At 67.7% G+C, this 18001-nt stretch carries 18 protein-coding genes; 12 read left to right on the top strand and 6 right to left on the bottom strand.

Annotation, left to right across the window (positions count from 1 at the left end):
* Positions 1-243 precede the first annotated feature (243 nt).
* Positions 244-1014 (top strand): CAP domain-containing protein, encoded by a 771-nt coding sequence (locus tag ACGFI1_RS12955; RefSeq protein WP_392785216.1) that lies wholly within the window; start codon positions 244-246, stop codon positions 1012-1014.
* On the opposite strand, the gene ACGFI1_RS12950 is transcribed toward ACGFI1_RS12955, so the two are convergent.
* The gene (locus tag ACGFI1_RS12950) at positions 1015-2505 is read right to left on the bottom strand and encodes a sigma-70 family RNA polymerase sigma factor (protein ID WP_392785214.1); all 1491 of its coding nucleotides are present in this window, start codon (positions 2503-2505) and stop codon (positions 1015-1017) included. It abuts the gene before it with no gap.
* Between the two features lie 390 nt (positions 2506-2895).
* On the opposite strand from ACGFI1_RS12950, the gene ACGFI1_RS12945 reads away from it, so the two are divergent.
* The 3 genes from ACGFI1_RS12945 to ACGFI1_RS12935 all read left to right on the top strand — a co-directional run bounded on the left by ACGFI1_RS12945 (position 2896) and on the right by ACGFI1_RS12935 (position 5753).
* Positions 2896-3867, top strand: coding sequence for an NAD(P)-dependent alcohol dehydrogenase (locus tag ACGFI1_RS12945; RefSeq protein ID WP_392785213.1), 972 nt, complete (start codon positions 2896-2898; stop codon positions 3865-3867).
* A gap of 557 nt (positions 3868-4424) precedes the next feature.
* Entirely contained in the window at positions 4425-5150 is a 726-nt protein-coding gene (locus ACGFI1_RS12940; RefSeq protein WP_138633572.1) for a S1 family peptidase, read from the top strand.
* A gap of 30 nt (positions 5151-5180) precedes the next feature.
* Positions 5181-5753, top strand: a complete 573-nt coding sequence (locus ACGFI1_RS12935; protein WP_392785211.1) for a snapalysin family zinc-dependent metalloprotease — start codon at positions 5181-5183, stop codon at positions 5751-5753.
* Between the two features lie 239 nt (positions 5754-5992).
* Here ACGFI1_RS12935 and ACGFI1_RS12930 read toward each other — a convergent pair whose 3' ends face one another.
* Positions 5993-6244 carry a hypothetical protein gene (locus ACGFI1_RS12930; RefSeq protein WP_392785209.1) on the bottom strand — a complete coding sequence of 84 codons (252 nt, stop codon included), beginning with the start codon at positions 6242-6244 and terminating at the stop codon, positions 5993-5995.
* A 613-nt stretch (positions 6245-6857) separates the two neighbouring features.
* Here ACGFI1_RS12930 and ACGFI1_RS12925 point away from each other — a divergent pair.
* The 3 genes from ACGFI1_RS12925 (at position 6858) to ACGFI1_RS12915 (ending at position 9897) form a co-directional block, all read left to right on the top strand.
* Positions 6858-7715 carry a hypothetical protein gene (locus ACGFI1_RS12925; RefSeq protein WP_392785207.1) on the top strand — a complete coding sequence of 286 codons (858 nt, stop codon included), beginning with the start codon at positions 6858-6860 and terminating at the stop codon, positions 7713-7715.
* Between the two features lie 146 nt (positions 7716-7861).
* Positions 7862-8713 (top strand): hypothetical protein, encoded by an 852-nt coding sequence (locus ACGFI1_RS12920; protein ID WP_392785205.1) that lies wholly within the window; start codon positions 7862-7864, stop codon positions 8711-8713.
* Between the two features lie 140 nt (positions 8714-8853).
* Complete coding sequence (locus tag ACGFI1_RS12915) at positions 8854-9897, top strand: zinc-binding dehydrogenase (protein WP_392785203.1); 1044 nt, start codon at positions 8854-8856, stop codon at positions 9895-9897.
* 308 nt (positions 9898-10205) lie between these two features.
* On the opposite strand, the gene ACGFI1_RS12910 is transcribed toward ACGFI1_RS12915, so the two are convergent.
* Together ACGFI1_RS12910 and ACGFI1_RS12905 are read right to left on the bottom strand one after the other, a co-directional pair.
* Positions 10206-10778, bottom strand: a complete 573-nt coding sequence (locus ACGFI1_RS12910; RefSeq protein WP_392785201.1) for a hypothetical protein — start codon at positions 10776-10778, stop codon at positions 10206-10208.
* On the bottom strand, positions 10775-11200 hold the full coding sequence (locus tag ACGFI1_RS12905) for an ATP-binding protein (RefSeq protein WP_138633591.1): 426 nt from the start codon (positions 11198-11200) through the stop codon (positions 10775-10777). The genes ACGFI1_RS12910 and ACGFI1_RS12905 overlap by 4 nt, the downstream gene beginning before the upstream one ends.
* Before the next feature lie 418 nt (positions 11201-11618).
* Between ACGFI1_RS12905 and ACGFI1_RS12900 the strand changes: the two genes are divergently transcribed.
* Positions 11619-12557: a hypothetical protein gene (locus tag ACGFI1_RS12900; RefSeq protein WP_392785199.1), complete on the top strand. Its 939-nt coding sequence runs from the start codon at positions 11619-11621 to the stop codon at positions 12555-12557.
* A 164-nt stretch (positions 12558-12721) separates the two neighbouring features.
* Here the strand turns inward: ACGFI1_RS12900 and ACGFI1_RS12895 are convergent, their stop codons facing one another.
* Complete coding sequence (locus tag ACGFI1_RS12895) at positions 12722-13132, bottom strand: RidA family protein (protein WP_138633596.1); 411 nt, start codon at positions 13130-13132, stop codon at positions 12722-12724.
* A gap of 78 nt (positions 13133-13210) precedes the next feature.
* Here ACGFI1_RS12895 and ACGFI1_RS12890 point away from each other — a divergent pair, with 78 nt between their 5' ends.
* The gene (locus ACGFI1_RS12890) at positions 13211-13570 is read left to right on the top strand and encodes a winged helix-turn-helix transcriptional regulator (RefSeq protein WP_392785197.1); all 360 of its coding nucleotides are present in this window, start codon (positions 13211-13213) and stop codon (positions 13568-13570) included.
* 102 nt (positions 13571-13672) lie between these two features.
* Here ACGFI1_RS12890 and ACGFI1_RS12885 read toward each other — a convergent pair whose 3' ends face one another.
* The gene (locus ACGFI1_RS12885) at positions 13673-14299 is read right to left on the bottom strand and encodes a maleylpyruvate isomerase family mycothiol-dependent enzyme (RefSeq protein WP_392785195.1); all 627 of its coding nucleotides are present in this window, start codon (positions 14297-14299) and stop codon (positions 13673-13675) included.
* Positions 14300-15376: 1077 nt separating this feature from the next.
* Between ACGFI1_RS12885 and ACGFI1_RS12880 the strand changes: the two genes are divergently transcribed.
* Genes ACGFI1_RS12880 through ACGFI1_RS12870 form a run of 3 tightly spaced genes read left to right on the top strand, consistent with a single transcriptional unit; the run spans position 15377 to position 17816 of the window.
* Positions 15377-16885, top strand: coding sequence for a hypothetical protein (locus ACGFI1_RS12880; RefSeq protein WP_392785193.1), 1509 nt, complete (start codon positions 15377-15379; stop codon positions 16883-16885).
* Between the two features lie 4 nt (positions 16886-16889).
* Positions 16890-17312 (top strand): hypothetical protein, encoded by a 423-nt coding sequence (locus ACGFI1_RS12875; protein ID WP_392785191.1) that lies wholly within the window; start codon positions 16890-16892, stop codon positions 17310-17312.
* A gap of 6 nt (positions 17313-17318) precedes the next feature.
* Positions 17319-17816, top strand: coding sequence for a hypothetical protein (locus tag ACGFI1_RS12870; RefSeq protein ID WP_392785189.1), 498 nt, complete (start codon positions 17319-17321; stop codon positions 17814-17816).
* Positions 17817-18001: the final 185 nt, after the last annotated feature.

The raw sequence follows: 18001 nt of genomic DNA, 5'->3' as shown, positions 1-18001 counted from the left end.
TCAGTGGGGCGCAGAGTGAGGCCAATAGTCAGCCAAATCTCGCCAGCCGGGCGTCGCGAGCGGTCCACGGAGGGCGTTCGCGTCGTCGCTGCCTCGTCTCGGCCTGGGGCTGGCTTGCACCCGCGTCCTTGCGGACGGGTGGCTAGATTTCCCGATCGACTCTGATTTTTCTGTTATCGCCCGTCCTGTCGGAGGTCTGCACCGTATCTACGGACATCCGACGAGAGAGGACGTGGCATCGCCATGAACAACCCCCTTCCCCCCAGGGCCGGCGGGCCGGGCCCGAGGCGGCGGCAGCAGCGGACGGTGTCCGGGCGCGCGGCGGCGTGGACGGCCGCGGGCGCGGCGGGGGTGCTGGTGATCGGCGGGATCGCCGGCATGGCGAGCGGCGCGTTCGACGGCGGCCCCGGCGCCGCACCCGCCGCGAGCGACACCTCGGTGTCCCCCTCGTCCTCCCCGATCGCCCCGCTCGACACCGCGCAGCCGTCGCCGAGCGAGACGGCCAGTCCCAAACAGACGCGGAAGGAGCCGCGGAAGACCTCCAAGCCGCGCACGCCGACCCCGCGCGCGACGCGGTCGCGTCCGGCCGCGCCCTCGCCCGCCCGGCCGAAGACGCCGTCCGCGCCGGTGGCCGGAGGCGCCGCGGCGCAGGTCATCTCGCTGGTGAACAAGGAGCGCGCCAAGAACGGCTGCCGGGCGCTGACGTCCAACGGCAAGCTGGCCGCGGCGGCGCAGGGGCACTCGGCCGACATGGCGCGGCGCGGCTTCTTCGACCACACCAACCCCGACGGCAAGAGCCCCGGCGACCGGATCACCGCCGCCGGGTACCGCTGGTCCACCTACGGCGAGAACATCGCCAAGGGGCAGCCGACCCCGGCGAGCGTCATGACGTCCTGGATGAACAGCCCCGGGCATCGCGCGAACATCCTGAACTGCAGCTTCCGCGAGATCGGCGTGGGCGTGGTGAAGTCGGGCGGACCGTACTGGACGCAGGTGTTCGGCGCCGCCCGCTGATCACCGGGGCGTCGCGAACACCTGCGTCCACCAGGGGCCTCCGGAACCCTGCACGACCCCGATCCCGACCCTCGTGAACCCGCAGTTGAGGATGTTGGCCCGGTGGCCGGAGCTGCCCATCCAGGTGTCCACGACGGCGGGCGGTCCCGACGGGCCGCGGGCGATGTTCTCCGCCCACGCGCTCCACCGGAATCCGGCGGCGGTGATCCGCTCCCCCGGCCCGTCGCCGCCGGAGCCGCGGTGGTCGAGGACGCGGTGGGACGCCATGTCCTCGGAATGCCGCTGCGCCGCCCGGTGCAGCTCAGGCGAGACGCGCAGCGGCGGGCACCCGGCCGCCGCCCGCTGGGCATTGACCAGCGTCACGACCCGCTGCTCGACGGTGGCGGGGGCGCGCCGCGGCGTGACCCGGGCCTTGTCCGGCGCGGCCTCGGGCGTGGGCGGCGGAGTGCTAGGGGACGTCCGCTGGACCGGCGCCGGGGCGGCGGCATCGGGCGCAGGGCGCACGGGATCGACCGGTTCCGGCAGCGACCAGTAGACGACCGCCGCAGCAACACCGGCGGCCGCCGCCCCCGCCACCCACCGCGCGGCGCCGGCGGACGACTTCGCCGCACCCGTCGCGGATTGCGTCGCGCCCGCCGAGGATGTGCCGGCCCCGGACGAGGCGTTGCCCGCGCCCGCTGCCGCGTTACCGGCGTCCAGCAGGGAGTGCAGCCCGGTCAGCGCCGCGTGCAGCGAGGAGTCGGCGGGCATCGGCACCATGACCAGGCCCGCCAGCAGCGCCTCGGGCGGGGCGAGGTCACGCTGGCGGGCGGTGCAGGAGCGGCAGTCCCGGATGTGCTTGGCGATCCTCTTGCGCCACAGCGGGGACGGCCGTCCGTCCCAGCCCGCGAGGACCGGCTCAAGCCCGCCGCACCGCCGGCCGCTCACCACGCGCACCACGGCGCGGCATGTCGCCAGCTGCTTCTTCATCCGCTGCACCCGCACGGCCGCGTGGGCCACCGGCAGCCCGAGCCCGTCCGCCAGCTCCCGCCGCGTCAGATGGCCGGACGCCTCCAGCCACCACAGCCCGAGCAGCTCGCGCTCCCCCGCGTCCAGCCACCGCGTCGCCTCGGCGATCTCGCGGCGCTGCTCCGACAGCTCCAGCCGCAGGACGGCCAGCCCGGCGAAGTCGTCCTCGGCACCCGCCACCTGGGCCATGGCCTGCGGATCCATCGGCGTCCCGGCGCGCTGGGCCGACCAGCGGCGGCGCACCTGGTTCATGGCGATGGAGACCAGCCACGACCGGAACCGCGCCGGCTCCCGCAGCCCGCCCAGCCCGCCGAGGGCGCGCAGCACCGACTCCTGGACGACGTCGTCCACGTCGGCGTGGCCGCCGAGCGCCCAGCCGACCACGTTGTAGAGCAGCGGCAGATGGTCGGCTACCAGCTGCTCCCGGGCGCCGGCGTCCCCGTCCTGCGCCGCCCGGACCAGCACGTCCACATCCGTGCCCACACGCATCCTTCGCCCTCCAGAGAGTCGCCGCCGGTCCCTCTGGAGACCTCCGAAACCACCAGAGATAACAGGAAACCCGCCAATTCTGCCTCGTCCCTGGTCACGGCGTGCCACCAATGGGCCGGCGGGTCAAGCGCGGCAGGCCGGGGCGGGCAGGCGGTGTCACCCATGTACGTGACGATGTGCAGCGCTTGCCCCAGGATGTCGGCCGTGCCTGCGAGCCAACTCCCGACGTGTGGTTGCGCCGGAGTGAGAACAGATCCAGCGCACTCCGGTGGAAGAGGCGGCGGGCCGCAGCGCGCACAAGCCGAACGGCCGAAGCAGATACCAAGATGGCCTGTCTTGGCTGATCGCACGAGAGGGGATGGACGCCTGGCTTATGGTGCATTTGTGAAGGCAGCGGTTCATGCCAGGTACGGCCCGCCCGAAGTGGTCCAGATCGCCGAGGTGGACGAGCCCGTGGTCGGAGACGGCGACGTCCTCGTCAAGGTGCACGCGACCACGGTGAACCGCACGGACTGCGCCTACCGCGCCGCCCGGCCCTTCTTCATGCGGCTGCTCACCGGCCTCACCCGGCCGCGCCGGAAGATCCTGGGGACCGAGTTCGCCGGAGTCGTCGAAGCGGTCGGCAGCGGCGTGGCGTCCTTCGCCGTCGGCGACAGGGTCTTCGGCTACAACGAGGGCCCGTTCGGGACGCACGCCGAGTACCTGTCCGTCCCGGAGAGCGGCATGATCGCGACCATGCCCGCGGACGCGGATTTCCGCGAGGCCGCCGCCGGTACGGAAGGAGCGCACTACGCGCTTTCGGCCATCCGCACGTCAGGCATCACGGCCGGACAGGACGTCCTCGTCTACGGCGCGACCGGCGCCATCGGCTCGGCTGCGGTGCAACTGCTGAAAAGCATGAACGTCACGGTGACGGCGGTCTGCGACACGGCGAATCTGCAACTGGTGCGCGACCTGGGGCCTGACCGGGTCATCGACTACACGGCCCAGGACTTCACCGCGGACGAACAGCGGTACGACCTGGTACTCGACGCGGTCGGGAAGAGCACGTTCGGCCGCTGCCGACGGCTGCTGAAACCCGGCGGGCTCTACATGTCGTCCGACCTCGGGCCAGGGTGGCAGAACATTCCCCTGTCACTCTTCACGCCACTGTTCCGCGGCAAGATGGTGAAGTTCGGCGCGCCCACACAGAACAAGGAAATGGTGGAGCACCTCCGGGGCCTGATGGAGTCAGGGCAGTTCAGGCCGGTCATCGACCGCCGATACCCCTTGGATCAGGTCGTCGAAGCCTACCGATACGTCGAAACGGGCCAGAAGATCGGCAACGTCGTCATCGACGTGGCACCACACCCCTGACCGGCCTGAACGCCCGCCCCCTCAAAACCTTCGCATGGCCGAACCGAGCACTCGCTCACGCCGCGCATCACCGCAGGCGGCATTCATTCTCCGAACTGTCATCACGGCTGCCTCCACCGGAGATCAGCGAGATCACGGCACGGAACAGCACCGGCATCGGATTTCTACGCTCCTAGAAATCAACATTGAACATCTAGGACCGTTCATCCGCTAGAGCGAGATGGTTCGCTCAACTACCCTCCGGTAGATGTGGCACCCCCGAGGAGATCATTGAAGCACCGCGTACAACGGAGTATGCGGTTCTGCATTTCCTTTGCCACTCATGGAGCCCGGTCCATATCGCCGGGGAGATTTCCGCGTTCACCCGTCTCGCCGGCAATCGGAAACGCACCGTCCATTAACGGGGCCCGACACCGTCGCGTAACGCGGCCACGCCCGAGGCCCTGGAATCGGCTCCACACCCCGATGACCGCCGTTTCGGCGCTGCCGCCGCCTGCTCTGGTCGGGGAGCGCGGAGAGGCCCGCCGGCGGCCTGAACTCCAGATTGGAGAATCACCATGCGAAGACTGATGCAAGCGGCGCTGGTCGCGTGCGCGGCCGCACTCACGATGTGCGGTGCGACCGCCGCGTCGGCCGCCGAACCTCCCGGTGGCGGCGGCGCCCAGCCCATCATCGGCGGCCACACCGCAACGGAGACGTACTCCTGGATGGCGGCGCTGAACAACGGCTGCGGCGGCAGCCTGGTCGCGCCCCAGTGGATCGTCACGGCCAACCACTGCGGCCCTGCGTCGCAGGCCCGGATCGGCTCGATCTACAAGAACTCCGGCGGTGAGGTCCGGTCGATCGACCGGCGCACGACCCGGCCGGGCACCGACCTCACGCTGATGCACCTGTCCTCGCCCGTCCAGGCGGCCCCGGTGCGGATGGCGCAGTCCAACCCCGCGCCGAACACCCCGGTTCGGCTGCTCGGCTGGGGCTGCACGAGCTGGCCGTACTGCAGCACCCCCACCATCCTCCAGGAGATCGACCTGACCGTCCTGCCCAGCGGCCAGTGCTGGGCCGGCGGCGGCACCGCGAACGACGTCTGCGTGTCGGGCGACCGGTCGCACTCCGCCTGCCACGGCGACTCCGGCGGCCCGGCGGTCGTCGGCTCCCGCGGCAACTGGACGCTCGTCGGCGAAACCCACGGCCCGGGCGACAACCGCGGCGAGTGCGCGACCACGACCCTGTACACCGGCATCGCGCCGTACCTGTCCTGGATCAACCAGCAAATCGGCGGCTGACCCCCGCCCCCACCCCGCAGGAGTTCCCGCATGTTCCGAAAGATCATGGCGGCACTGACCGTCACCTTTGGGCTGGCCTTCCTGGTGCCCGCGCTGGCCGCCGCCCCCGCGTCCGCCGCGGCCCCCGCCCCGCTCGCCGTCCGGACGATCTACTACGACGCCAGCGGCGCACAGGAGTTCAGGGCGGCCGTCGACGAAGGCGCCGCCGCGTGGAACGCGGCCGTCCCCGCGATCCGGCTCGTCCCCGGGACCGGAGCCCAGGCCACCGTCAAGGTCTACGCCGACAACGGCTGGCCCCGCACCTACATGTACGGCTTCGGCCAGGCCGTCATCTACATGGGGCGTCAAGCGGTCAACGACGGCTTCTACCCGCCCAGGATCGCCGCCCACGAACTCGGGCACGCCCTCAGCCTCCCTGACAACCGCAACGGACGCTGCGACTACCTGATGTCGGGCCACAGCTCCCCTGTCTCCTGCCAGAGCACCACTCCGCACTCGACAGAAGCAGCGCAGGTCACGCGCAACGCGGGCGCCTGGGTCCCCGCAGCGCGCACGGCCGCCTCCGCCCGGCAGGCAACCTACGCGGACTGCTTCGTCTTCTGACCGCTCGTCCACGGACGCCCCTTGAGCGCCCCCGCGCGGCACCGTCACCAGCAGGCCTGGTGACGGTGCCGCGCCGCGCCATCGCGTGGCTGCTCTCAGACGTGCGAGCCGACCGAACGCTTGCGGCGCGGAGTACATCGCGAAGCGCTGAGGTGCGAAGACCGCACGAGGCCGGACGCGCCAAAGCCACGAGCCATGGCAGGCTCGTCCCCGCTACCAGGCACTCAGCCCATGCGGACCTACTTCTGGTACGCCTGCAAGCGTGTCAGGGCTGTCCGCCAATGCAGATGCGAATGCTCTTCGGCCAGCACGGTGTGCTCGCCGCAGAACCACTCCACTTCCGGTGGATGGCCGACCCAGCCCTCCCGGTCCCATTCCCGCCGGACGGCCTCCTCCTCGGCGTCGATCGCGAAACGGACGGCCGTGAACGACGCGTACGAAAGGTCGCCCTGAGGGGACGCCCTGCAGATCAAACAGACCGGCGGCCTCACACCAACTCCCATCCGAGGGGCACTCTCCCCCGAACGGTAGCGCCACCGCGCCACACACACCGCCACGGCGCCGGGCGCGCCCCCTGCCTAGCAGCCTGTCCGCTGCACGCAAGGTCGCGAGGCCCCTACAGGCAGCCTCATATCAGCTGTTCTAGGACGTACACGGCATCGTCGTCTCGCTTGAATAGATCCTTGCTGAAGTCAAATTCGTCCCATGCTACCCACATCATGGGACGAAGCAGTGGAGTGGTCGACGCGATAACTAAAGATACGCAGAACCAGGTGGTGCGGCCGAATATCGGGACGTGCAAAGCCTGGACGTGCGCGATTGGATAAGGGCCGGCGTGGCCAGACATCAGCCCCGCACGTCGCGGTACAGGTCCGAAGAGCCGTCCGACTGCTCGGATCACTTCCGGGCGGCCAGCGAAGGGGTTGCGAGCGTGGGCGTTGTGCAGCAGAACCGAGATGCTGGGTCGCCTTGAGCACCCGAACCATGCCGCGCGGAGGTGAAGGGGCGGGACTATGACGCCCACCTCACAGGCAGCCGCCCGCCTGCCGCGCCGATATCTGCAGCGATCGGACAATTCATCGACAAGCACTTCAAGGGGAAGTAGTGACCACCATCATACCCCCGTCCAGCATCTGCGATTCCTGCAAGCTTTTGAAGAGCGTCCCGGATCCCGACTGGAACCCAAATGAGATAACTAATCCCCTGAAAACCGGAGTAATAGATTTTTGCGCCGCCTTCCCGGACGAAATTCCCAACGATATCAGCTTTCATGGGTTTGATCACCGACTCCCCTACCCGACCGACGGCGGGATCCGCCACGAGCTGCGGCCGGACATGGCGGATCTTCTGGCCGCCTTCGAGGAAGAGACTCCCATAGAAGTCCGAATCAGGGATGTTACATCGACCGCGCGAGCATGGATGGACCAGATGGCCGCTTTGAGAGCCCGCCGGCTCGAGCTTGCCACGTCCCTGCTGGACGCGAATCAACTCACCGTCCCGGTGCGCAGCGATGGCGAACCAGCGATTTGGATTTTCGACGACTTCCGCATGCTCGGAGTGAGCACCACGGGACCGATCCAACTCGACTTCGCCGAGTCGGACGATTTCCAAGGCTGGCGCACCGACTCGCTCGAGGAGCTCGCCGACGACATAACCCAGGACGTTATGCTCTACGTCGACAAGAAAGGCCCTCTTCTTCCTTTGCGGACGCTCCATAGCTTCAACATCCCACTGTTTCGCATCATGCGGAACGGATCGATCGAAGAGTTGCGCGAGAAGTTTCCAGATTCGTTGGTCTACCGGCCAAAGGAAGAACGCACCGTCTTCACATCACTCCTGGCGCTGGAGGCCTCCAGGGGGATCACCACGGCGTGGGAGTCAGTGCATGGCAGAGACGTGTTGGCGGAGGGAGAGGTCGTCATCGACCCTGGTCACGAGCACCAGGCGACACTGACCGCTTAGAACTCATCGATCAAGCCCGGTCCGGGGGCAGCGCGGTGCCCCGGTTGCTCTGCGGGGAAGGCAGCCGAATCAGCACAAAGCCTCGCCCGATTGTTACGACCGTTGGGACGATTCATCGATGAATACTTCAATGGGAGGCAGCGGCTGTGATCGTACCACCGTGGAGCATCTGCGACTCCTGCATCCGGTTGAAGTGGGTGCCGGATCCGGACTGGGATCAGAACAACCCCAGAAGACCGTCGGATGATGGCTCGATCTATTTCTGTGAAGCATTCCCCGATGAGATACCCGACGACATCAGATACTTCGGTTTCGATCACCGCCGCCCGTATCCAACCGACGGTGGGATACGACATGAACTGCGACCGGGCAAGGCGGACATCCTTGCCGGGTTCGAGCGAGATAACACTGTCGACGTCCGCACCAGAGACGTGGCATCGAGCGCCCGGACCTGGCTGCGCAAGATGGCCGCGCTCAGAGCCCGCCGACTCGAACTTGCCAAGTCCCTCTTGGACGTGAAACAGCTCAGCATTCCTGTGCGCGGTGACGGGACACCGGTGATCTGGACGTTCGATGACTTCCGCATGCTCGGCGTGAGCAGTACAGGCCCCATCCAACTTGACTTCGTCGAGTCGGATGATTTTCAAGGCTGGCGGGCCGACACCCTTGAGGGACTCGCCGCAAGCATCTCCGGAGACGTGCTGCTGTACGTCGACAAACGAGGCCCCCTGCTTCCCGTCCACGCGCTCCAAAGCTTCAACATCCCACTGTTTCGCATAATGCGGGACAGCCACACCGAACAATTGCATGAAAGGTTCCCAGACTCCTTGGTCTACCGACCAGTGGGGGAACGCGCGGTCTTCACATCACTGCTGGCACTGGAGGCCTCCAAGGGGATCACCACGGCGTGGGAGTCAGTGCGCGGCCGAGACGTGTTGGCGGAGGGAGAGGTCGTCATCGACCCTGGTCACGAGCATCAGGTCACGCTGGTCCCGTAGAGCCCACCGATCAAACCGGGGCGCCGGGCTGCGCGACGACCGCCCTCATCGCCGCCTCGCGGGGTTACGCGGGTGCGCTCGGGGAAGCCCGTCCGGAAGTGGTGGTGAGCCAGGAAGGACATATGGGTGACGATTCTTTGATGACCGCCGCTGTTCTGCGGCGATACGGCGGGCCGGACGCCCTGGAGGTGCGGGAGGACTGGCCGGTTCCCCGGGTCGGTTCAGGCCAGGTGCTCATTCGTGTGGCTGCGGCGGCGTTGAACAACACCGATATCTGGACTCGGGAGGGCGCCTACGGGCTGCCGGGCCGTCCGGACGCGAAGGCCGGATGGCGCGGCCCGGTGGACTTCCCTCGTGTGCAGGGCGGGGACATCGCAGGTACGGTCACCGCGGTCGGCGGCGACGTCTCCGATGACTGGGTGGGACGGCGAGTCCTGGTCGATCCGGCGTTCTACGCCGATGAGGGCGAGGGCGCGGTCCCGATCGGTCTGCTCGGCAGCGAGGCGGACGGGGGCTTCGCCACCTATGTGGCGGTCGACGCCGTCCGGCTGCACGATATGACCGACTCACCGCTGTCCGACGAGGAGCTCGCTTCCCTGCCCGTGGCCTACGGCACGGCGATGGGCATGCTGGAGCGGGCCCACATCAAGAAGGGCGAGACGGTGTTCGTGACGGGTGCGTCCGGCGGTGTCGGGTTCGCCCTCGTCCAGCTCGCGGCTGCGCTTGGCGCGCGTGTATTGGCCTTGACCAGCGGCACCAAGGCCGAAGTGGTGCGCGACGCCGGCGCGGAAGTCACCGTCTCCCGTGACATGGACCCGGATGAACTGCAGGACAAGTTGCGGGCGGCGGCGCCCGGCGGGCTGGACGCCGTCGCCGACGTGGCCGGCGGCCCATGGCTCGAGCGGGTGCTGCCCGCACTGCGCGACGGTGCCCGCTGGGTCATCGCCGGCGCGGTCGCCGGGCCCGTGGTCTCGTTCGACCTGCGGCGCCTCTACCTGCACAATCTCAGCCTCATCGGCTCCTCGATGCACACCCGTGCCCATTTCGCAGAGCTGGCGGAACTGGCCCGCACAGGCGCCCTGCGACCGCGCATCGCCGCCAGGTATCCGCTCAGCGACATCCATGCGGCTCAGGAGGAGTTCCGCCACGGCTCACTCGTCGGCAAGATTGTGGTCTTGCCCTAATACGCATTCCGGTGAGTGAGAGCGAGGTCAGGGTTGCTGTCGCGCCTCCAACGCGTTGCCCAGCGGCAGCCCCCGTCCCTGCCTCTGGGTGCGCGCTTGGAGGGCAAGAAGGCGGCAGATCAGCGGGCTAGGCGGCCGTACGTGGAGGACGACTAGAGCCGCTGCCGTAGCGGTGACGAGCCGATCCACACGCGGACCTCGTGAGCTGGCCGAAGTCCGCCGGACACTTCGTATCCCGCGGTCGCGTAGTCGGAGCGGTTCGAGCCGTCTGGACGACCTGGCCGACGTCCCACCGCGTGCTGCTTGGATCAACGGCCGGCGTGATGGCGGGTGTATTCGCGGACGAGGGTGTCGTGAGGCAGGGACGGCCAGCGGCTCAAGGCGCCGGTGTGCCGGTCGACGATCAAGATCGGGCGCGGGTCGTCGGCACGGGCGGTCGCGGCTCGGGTGATGAAACCGTCCGGGAACTCTTCGACGACCACCGGGACCGGGCGGCCACCGCACGCGAAATGGGTGTCGGCGCGACGCCATGCCTCGGCGCGGTCGATCGGGCTCGGACGGACGGTGTAGGCGGCCAGAACATCCGCGATCCCCTGCAGCGTGCGGCAGTCGGGCGTCCCGCACCCATGGCAGATGTCCCGTCCGCGCTGGTCGCTGCTGGGGCGGTGCGCCGACAGGACGCAGGTCAGCGCGGCAGTGCAGGCCAGCACGAGACGACGGGACGCACCGACGAACTCACGGCTATGCGCATCAAGGCTCCCGCTCACGTTCTGGACGAGGGCGGCGTCGATGGCGTGGACGTCCGCGCGCATCGCAGCGGTCATCGCGGCGTGAACGCGTCGCTGGACCCGGACATGCGTCCAGGAGGCGGGTTCGGTCACGCGGCCCACTCCCCCGCGAAGACGGCGGTGACCGTGCGGCCCTCGCCGTTGCCGTGCCAGCCCCAGCTCGCGGCGGTCAGGGAGACCGTGCGCAGCCCGCGTCCGGACTCGGCGAGTTCACAGGCATCGACGGCGGCGGGCTCGACCGGTCCGCCCTGGTCGGTGACCGACACGGCGACGAGGCCGCCGTCCTGGGCGATCTCGACGGTGAAGGAGCCGCCGTCCTGACCGGACTTCGTGTGCCGCAGCGCGTTCACGACGAGTTCGTCGGCGGCGAGCAGGACGTCGTCGAGGTAGGGGCAGCCGGCCAGCAGGCAGCCGACGAACCGGCGGACGTCGCGGGCCTGCTCGGGCCCGCCGGGGAAGGAACGCCGCCAACGCATCGGCGCCGGCTGCACCGCCGGAGGCATCGTCAAGGACATCGGAACACTCCTGATCACGGACGTGGACGTTGCGGTTCGCTCGGGTCTCCCCTGCTCCGCACACCGATCGTCACAGGAAGTCGCCTCACGGTCACGCAAAATTGGCGCAGTTGGGGGCCCGGACGGTGGATTGGTACAGACGGGCCGCGCATGGCCGAATCCCGCACGTGCACGTCTCGCACACGGCAGGGGCGAACGCCTCTAAATTCACTCATCCAAATTCCGTACATGCCATTATCAACCCTCCTTCTGGAGGGAATGTCGCGGCATTATTGACAGTGCGACTGCAATGCGTGATAAATATCTGCACGGTTCGGCCGCTGCCCTGGGCACGGCCGTTCGGGCGGCAGGCGTCGGCCATTTTCGCGGGCGTCGAAGCCGCTAAGGGGATACGAGACGACGATGACCGGGGAGTGCGATGAACGAAGAGCCCGAGGCGCCGCGGCCCTGGTCGCCGACTGTGGGCACCGAGTGCCCGGTCGGCATCACGCACCAGGCGTGGATCGAGGCGTCGATCATGTGGTTCGTTCGGGAGTTCGGCCGCGAGCCGGCGCTGCGACCTGTGGCCCTGCCCGGTCCGGCGCTGTGCCCGCAGGACTACACCGGCACGCCGCAGCAGGTCGACCGCCTGCTCACCGCAGTGTGCGAACTGATGGAAATCGATCGGTCCGAGCTCATCGTGGAGTTGTTCGACCGGGCGGACGAAGGCACGGCGGAGCGAGCGGACAAGCGCGCGGTCGGGCACTACTACGTCGAGAACGGCCGAGCAGTCATCGGGCTGGACATGGCGGAGGCGTCCGATCCTGCCTATCTGATCGCCATCATCGCGCATGAACTGTGCCATGTTCGGCTCCTCGGCGAGAATCGCATCACCGCCGGGCGCAAGGATCACGAGCGACTGACCGACCTCCTGACCGTCTATTTCGGCTTCGGCGTCTTCACCGCGAACGCCGCGATGAGGTTCGGTGAAACGCGCCGCGGCTTCTCCGTCCAGCCGCTCGGATATCTGGATGAGCGCACCTTGAACGCCGCCCGCAACGACGGCTATTCACGTCTCGGCTACCTGACGGAACATGAGTTCGGCTACGCGATGGCCTGCCTCGCATGGCTGCGCGACGAGCCCGCGCCGCCGTGGGCGCGCCACCTCGACCCGGGACCGCGGGCCCATCTCCGGCAAGGGCTCGCCTACCTGTCGCGCGATGCCGGGGCCGGCGAGTTTCCGACCCGCGCGACCGGTGGGATCCCGGTCTCCATCCGCGTGGTGCCGAAGGCCGATCACGTCTGGCTCAGCGGCCTGCCCTTGATGCCCACCCGAACCGCCTGGCCACCGGACGCCCCGCGCCACCGTCCGTCATAACGGCGCCGAGCCCGGCGGGACCTATCCGCGCTAGCCGCAGCGACCCGGCAAGCGGAATGCGGAAGGCCGAGCATCCAGTTGCGCCCCTCCCGCTGCGGGTCCCAGGTCTGGACCTGACGTCCGCAACGGCGAGGGGCACGGAGCCCGCCTGCACCGGGCGGGGGTCAGTCGAGGAGGGCGGTGGCTTCGACTTCGACCAAGACGTCCTCTTCAAAGAGGTAATCGACGCCAATGAGGGACGCCGGTGGCATCGGAAGCTTCAGCCCGATTTCCTCGGCGACGGCCTCCACGCCGGCCATGAAGTCACCGATCTTTTCCGGGCTCCATTTCGTGACGTAGAACGTCAGGCGCAGCACGTCGTCGAACGTCGCACCCGCTCCTGCCAGGCCGGTGGCGGTGTTGCGCAGGGCATGGGCGACCTGCCCGGCCAGGTCGCCCGGAGCGACCGGAGCACCGTCGGCCTGGCGGGCGACCTGCCCGCTGACGTGCACGTGCCTGGTGCCGGTGCCCACGGCCACATGGTGGTAGGGCGCGGGCTGCAGCATGCCTTCGGGAGTGAGGTACTGGACGGACATGAGGTGTTCTCCTTCTCATTTAGGTATCGCTAAGATACTTAGTGCAAGAAGGACACTTCAACGAAACCAGGTTTCAGCATGGATACCGAGGGCGAGATCCGCATCGCCGCCGTGCACCGCGAGCTGCTCGACCAGGTGCTCGACAAGTGGTCTCTCAGCGTCCTGAACGAGTTGTGCGAGCGTCCTTGCCGCTTCAACGAACTCCGCCGCGCCATCCCGGGGGTCACCCAGAAATCACTGACCGCCACCCTGCGGCGGCTCGAACGCAACGGCATCATCGAGCGCGAGGTCACCTCCACCCGGCCGGTCGCGATCACCTACCGGATCACCCCGCTCGGCAAGACCCTCCGCGATCCCGTCGACGTCCTGCTGGCCTGGGCCTCCCAGCACATGCCCGCCATCGAACGCGCCCGCGACGCCTTCGACGCCCAGGGCTAATGCGTTCTCACCTGCCGGACGATGATCATGCGCGGTCTTGGCGGGCCGTTCTGGGGGACGAGAACGGCCCCGGAGAACATCTGCGGCCGTTCGGTGCGGGACTCAGGTGGCCATCGCCAGCGTGGAGGCTCCCGGCCCGTCAAGATCGTCCAACGCCACTGCTCGCCCAGAGATGGCCAGGAGGAGCGAAAGTGCGGTTCCGCTCACTTCCGGGCCGTCTCCGATCGACAGGTCGGCGTCCGTCGCCGTAAGCCGGAGACGAGCCGTCAACTCCTTGGCCCCGCCGAAAGCCGCGCGCGTGCGAGCCTGCAGACGGAGCGATCTGACCACGGCCTCCTGCGGGTAGGAGCGGCTGAGCCCCAACGGCCGACGGATGTCCTCACCGTGGACGACCTCCTCAACGAGCCGACTGTCGAGCGGCGCCGGAGGCGTCGACCGCCGCGACGCCACCTGGCGCAGCCGCTCCAACGTCTCCTGAGGTGAGGCACCGCGCTCACGCTCCACACCACGTGCGTTCTGACGGTGGAAATCGAACCGCGCCCGGACGAGACCGGCCACGAACCCCAGACGCGTCGTCCGAGCCGTGCCGACTAGATGGGCGGCCACGTCATGCACCGTCCACCCTTCACACAGCGACGGCTCCCGCCACTGCTCGTCATCGAGATGGGCGAGATCATCGATCAGCGCCGCACGCTCCGCATGAACCATCGGCCAGACGTCTTCTGCCACCGTTTCTCCATCACTCGATCAGGGTGTTTCGCCGGGTGAGACTCGCGGCACGGCAGGAACTCATCGCCAGGTGAGCGACCGCGATGTCGTACACCCCGTCTGCTCACGATTACTCGATCCAGTGTGGAGAGATCTTCAGCCTTCGTGGGCGGCGAAGGTCACGTAGCCGCAGCCCTCTGTTCGCCCTGACCGAGAAACGCGTCTTCGCCAACACCTCGCAGGGCGGGGCGACGCATCACTTGATTGCCGACCGTCGGATTCAGCGCCCCTTCCGGCTCAGGCACTCCTTGAGGACGAATCGCGGGTCCTGTCGACCACTTGGAAGGCGAAACGCAGGCACGGCACCTACACGTCCGATTTCCGCACGTGCAAAGTCTGCACGCGCACGGTTACATAGGGTCCGGTTGCGCCCTGGACGTCGGCCCCGCGCGTCACGGGACATGACCCGCGAACCGTCGCCACGAACCGGTTCGCGCCCCCTCGTGGAAAGGGCCTGCCAGCGTGGGCGTGGAGGACAACGGCGGAACCGGCACCCGCACCGAGACCGCGGACAGGCCAACGTCCGGGGACCGCCCATACACGCCACCGCCGGACAATCCCGGATCACCCGGCCAGCCGTCCCGCCTGGAAAGTCGCGCCCGCACCCGCCAAGACCAAGAGCAGAGCAAGGGCCAGGACACCGGCGGCGCCCAAGGCACGGCCAGCCCCCGTGAGGCCAAGCCCGGCTCATCGCAGGCGGGTGGAGTTACCGAGAGCGCAGGGACCCAAAGCAGATCAGAGACCAGGCAGGGCAGCCCGCGGAACGAGGAACCGCGCTCACACGACGCCGGCGCTCGAACCGGCGCATCCTCTCCAGGTAGCCGAGACCGTTCCCAGGCCGCCCAGGTCACCGAACGCGAGACCGACACCCGCACCGGGCCCGCCGACAAGCCCACGCCTCCCGCACAGCAGTACACCTTGCCGGCCGACAACCCCGGATCACCCGGCCAGCCGTCCCGCTTGGAAAGCCGCGCCCGCACTCGGCAGGACCAGGAGCAGAACAAGGCTCAGGACGCTGGCTCCAGCAGCGCGGCCGGCTTGGAGGGCGGTGACCGCGATGACCGTCCCAACCCGCAGCAAAGCGAAACCGGCGGCCAGAAGGCGGATGACACCGACGCGGGTCGGGACGTGCGTGAGGCGGGGAAGGGCGAGCACGCACCGGCAAACGGCGAGGGCACACGGGATGACGAGCGCGAGCCGGAAGCACGCCCCCGCGACACCGGAACACCGACCAACGAAGTTCTCGGCCGCGACGAACCCGGCGACCGCGACCGTCCCGTGCCTCAACTCTCCGGGGAGCAGACCGGGAACCGAGTGCCTGAGGCGCCGCGTCCGCAAGACCAAGAGCACGAGCCGCTCCGACGGCAGGAAGCCGCTGCATCCACTGAAAGCCGAACAGCACCGGACACGCAGCAACCTCCGCAGGGCACCGACAAGCCCAGCGACGGCTCCGGCGCGCAGGGAAGCGCTCCTCAGGGGGCCGGGACGGACAGCGCACCCGGCGCCCCAGAGTCACGGGGACGCGATGCCAACCCAGTGGGAGACTCCGAGCCGAAAGCGCCGGTGGTGGACGGGCCCACCGACAACGGCCCGGCGTCCCCGTCCGCAGCGGCGGAGGCGGGCGACGAACAGCCTCTTTCCCAGCAGCAGGACCGTCCCACCCCCGAAGGGCCCACCGACCAGAGCCAAGGCTCGGAACGCCCGCTTCCCGCCGAAGATCAGGCCGAGGCCGACCGTCGCCAAGACGGAGCCGTCGAGCAAGGCACCGAGATCCAGGAGCCTCTCGGCGACCCCGAGGACCCGAATAGTGAAACAGGCGACCGGCAAACCACTGACAACCCTCCACCCTCGTCCGGAGAGACCGCCGATAACCACGGGACGCAAGAACCTCACGCCGAAGACGATGGCGACCGTGGTAAGAAAGCCGAAGACGACGGCACCGAGCAGGACCCGAACGAGACCAATGAGACAAACCCAGAGGCCCACCCCAATCCCATTCTTTCCGATGTGTATACCGACAGCAGCGGCCAAGTACACATCGAGCCCCGATATGGACGAGAGCAGACCAGCCAACCCGGCACCGAACTGGCGCGGACCGAACCCGAGACAACGGAACCGGCCGAACTTCCGACCCGCGAAGACCTCGACCCGGTGGGAGCACAAGGCGGCGACGCCGGACGCGGCGAACTCCGCGACCCCGACGACGACCCCGCTTCCCGCGATCTTCTTGATGAAGACGCAGAAGGGATCGCCCAATGGAAGAGAACCGGGCGAGATTTCATCCGACGTCCGGATGATGTCGCCAAGAGCACAGAGGGTCTTGCAAAAGATCTCGGCAACATAATCAAATGGGATCGCCCTACCGGCACAGCAGAGAGCAAGCCAGCCATCGAAATTAAACCTCACCACGAAAGCATTCAAGGCGCCACAGCCGCCATTGGATTCGTCGGAGCCGGAATCATCGTCTATGAACTCGGACGCCGCACTCATGCCGGAATAAAGACGCTACTAGGAAAAGTGACAGGAGCAGAAAATGCCCATAACTGACACGATGGCGGCCACCCTGCAGGCACAACTGGCGGGCCGAACCGATGAGCACGTGAGATTGCTACGGCAACTTGACAAGGAGGAGGTTCAGTCCGAGTATCCGGTCCTCGTGGCAGCGGCGTTCTTTCTGGCCACAAATCGTCGCTTCCGTAAGAGCGGCACACCAGTTGACAGGTCTCAGATCATAAGTTTTGTCGCTTCCCTGCGGGAGAGAACATCAGAGGCAGCCGAGAAGGTCGATCCGCATGTAGCTGAGCGGCTACTACTCGCCGTACTCGGCGAGGGGACGATCGCCGATATCGAAGACAACACCGTATACACGACTGAACTGTACTTGCTGGCCGGACTCACTGCCGATGCGAAAATGAGCGACGCCGAACTGGACGCGTTCATCACCAAGGCACGAGCCATGGCTGATGAGGGATAGCTTCAAGTGACGAACTTCACCAACGTGGGCATCGGTGAGGAGAACATTCTGGCATTACGGTCCTTTCTGTTGGAGGGACCGCAGGCGTGGGTACCCCTGGAAGAGAAGATCCGGCTGGACGACGAGACGGCGGCTAGCTACATGTCGCTGCTCTACGGGGCGTTCTGTGTCGCAGTGCAACGAAAATTCTCGCCGACGTACACGTTGAGCGAGATCGTCAGGCTCGTGGCGGACGTGCGGCTCAAGGCCGGAGAGGGCGCAGGACTGATCAACGCACTCGTGGCCGAAGACATGATCCGCCAGGTCGTCGGTGCGCCACCGTTTGAAGGTGCCCCACAGGATGACGTGCGGGCCGTACTGCACGCCGAGGTCTACGTCCTGCTGTACCTCGTCGGCGAGGCGAACTTCGATCGGGTGGGGCTGGAGCAGTTCATCGACGAGGCGACCGCCTACACCAGACAATGGCTTGCCGCGCGCCGGAACGAGCCAGCCGAGCAGCGGTAAGCGCAGCGGGCAATCCCTTAAGACGACACTGGCCCAAACGTTCCAACAGGCCAAACTCCCATGCACTCCTCCACTTCGGCTTGGTCGACCGGAAGGATAAGTCCACGCGACTCCTGGGCGACGGAGGCACCCGATGGCTTTGAGATCGGCCATCGTGATCTGATCAGATCGCCAACTCGTCGAAC

The sequence above is a fragment of the Actinomadura geliboluensis genome (assembly GCF_043197915.1).
Lineage (GTDB): Bacteria > Actinomycetota > Actinomycetes > Streptosporangiales > Streptosporangiaceae > Spirillospora > Spirillospora geliboluensis.
The sequence above is the reverse complement of the archived record's forward strand: the minus strand, read 5'-3'. Positions and strand labels throughout refer to the sequence as shown.

Bases quoted from the DNA above. Each gene is read 5' to 3' on its own strand.
- ACGFI1_RS12875 (WP_392785191.1), top strand. From the start codon at position 16,890: ATGGCGGCCACCCTGCAGGCACAACTGGCGGGCCGAACCGATGAGCAC.
- ACGFI1_RS12900 (WP_392785199.1), top strand. From the start codon at position 11,619: ATGAACGAAGAGCCCGAGGCGCCGCGGCCCTGGTCGCCGACTGTGGGC.
- ACGFI1_RS12940 (WP_138633572.1), top strand. From the start codon at position 4,425: ATGCGAAGACTGATGCAAGCGGCGCTGGTCGCGTGCGCGGCCGCACTC.
- ACGFI1_RS12890 (WP_392785197.1), top strand. From the start codon at position 13,211: ATGGATACCGAGGGCGAGATCCGCATCGCCGCCGTGCACCGCGAGCTG.
- ACGFI1_RS12935 (WP_392785211.1), top strand. From the start codon at position 5,181: ATGTTCCGAAAGATCATGGCGGCACTGACCGTCACCTTTGGGCTGGCC.
- ACGFI1_RS12955 (WP_392785216.1), top strand. From the start codon at position 244: ATGAACAACCCCCTTCCCCCCAGGGCCGGCGGGCCGGGCCCGAGGCGG.
- ACGFI1_RS12905 (WP_138633591.1), bottom strand. From the start codon at position 11,200: ATGTCCTTGACGATGCCTCCGGCGGTGCAGCCGGCGCCGATGCGTTGG.
- ACGFI1_RS12895 (WP_138633596.1), bottom strand. From the start codon at position 13,132: ATGTCCGTCCAGTACCTCACTCCCGAAGGCATGCTGCAGCCCGCGCCC.
- ACGFI1_RS12915 (WP_392785203.1), top strand. From the start codon at position 8,854: ATGACCGCCGCTGTTCTGCGGCGATACGGCGGGCCGGACGCCCTGGAG.